Annotated in this window: 1 protein-coding gene; it reads right to left on the bottom strand. The window is 38.8% G+C overall.

The window, feature by feature from the left end; genetic code table 11:
- Positions 1–984: RNA-guided endonuclease InsQ/TnpB family protein (locus tag O9332_RS00005; protein ID WP_288023185.1), on the bottom strand; the 984-nt coding region annotated here is incomplete at its 3' end.
- Positions 985–1,242: the final 258 nt, after the last annotated feature.

Genomic DNA, 1,242 nt, shown 5'->3' with positions numbered 1-1,242 from the left:
TTTATCAACCTTAAGATAATATTTTCCCCGTTTCCAAGCGACAAACGGTAATATCTCGTTAATAAAACTACCGATACCTGAATCCAGAGATTGTTTTCTAACGATCCCTCTAGACCAGGAAACGAAGTTAATATCTTCAACAAAGATATTATCAGCGAGATCGCAAAGGTAATGAGCTAACTTAAAATGCCAATCTCTACGAGTATTAGACACTTTCTCGTGTAATCTTGCTATCTTCTCTTGGAGTTTTAACCAATTGTTCGAGCCTTTGACTTGATGTTTCAAGCGTCTTTGTAGCAATTTAAGCTTACTCTGTACTTTCAACAAAAATCGAGGGGCTTTGATTAAATCTCCCCGTGAAGTAGCGACAAAACTCTCAATTCCCGCGTCAATTCCTAAACAGGTCTTCCCTACTGTCATATCGGGAACTAATTCCGTAGATTGGAAAGAAACCAAAACGTAAAATCCCGACGCTTTTTGGATAATTCGAGCTTGTTTAGGCTCAAACCCAGACGGGTACTCCCTAGATTTCCTAATCCGAATTTTTCCCAATTGTGGAAAATTTAAGTATTCGTCACCTAGAAAATTTTTCGAGAGCGCGGGGAAAACAAAACTTCGCATCTTTTTCTTAAATCTAGGAAAGCCGAAGCCTTTCGATTTCATGTGGTCAAACGCTTTATCTACAGTTTTTAAAACTTGCTGTAAGACTTGAGCGTTAACCGTCTTTAATATCGGGTAAACTTTTTTAGCTTCCGTTAGATTTTTAGCTTGAACGAAGTAATTTGGATAGGGTTGATCCGCAGGAATTATGTACTCAGAAACTAGCGAACAGCGATCCGCAAGACACTTTCGAGAGTTTAACCAATCTTTCCGTTCCGAGAGCGCGTAATTATAAACGCTCTTACAAACATCAAGAATGTGGACAATCTCTCGTTCCTGTTTCTTGTTTACCTTTAGTTTGTACTGGTAGGTAAGCGTTATCACTGTCGTTAGTTTCGTGATGTGATGTATAGTTAAATTGTAACACTTACTGCCTAGTATATCAACTAATTACAATCATGGATTAAACTAATCGCTAACCTTAAAACAGTTAGTAGTCGCTTAATTAGGGTCTGCTGAAAAAGTTTTTCCTGGGGGTAGGAGTCAGTAGCCGGTCGTCAGGAGTCGGTCGTTTTAGGCTTTGTTGCCCTTGTTTTTTGTACCAAGCGATGTACTACAAGAAGGATAATGCAAGGTTTTTGA

It is taken from the genome of Microcystis sp. LE19-10.1B (genome assembly GCF_027530565.1).
In the GTDB taxonomy this organism is placed as follows: Bacteria; Cyanobacteriota; Cyanobacteriia; order Cyanobacteriales; family Microcystaceae; genus Microcystis; species Microcystis aeruginosa.
This window is presented reverse-complemented; position numbering and strand designations above follow the sequence as displayed.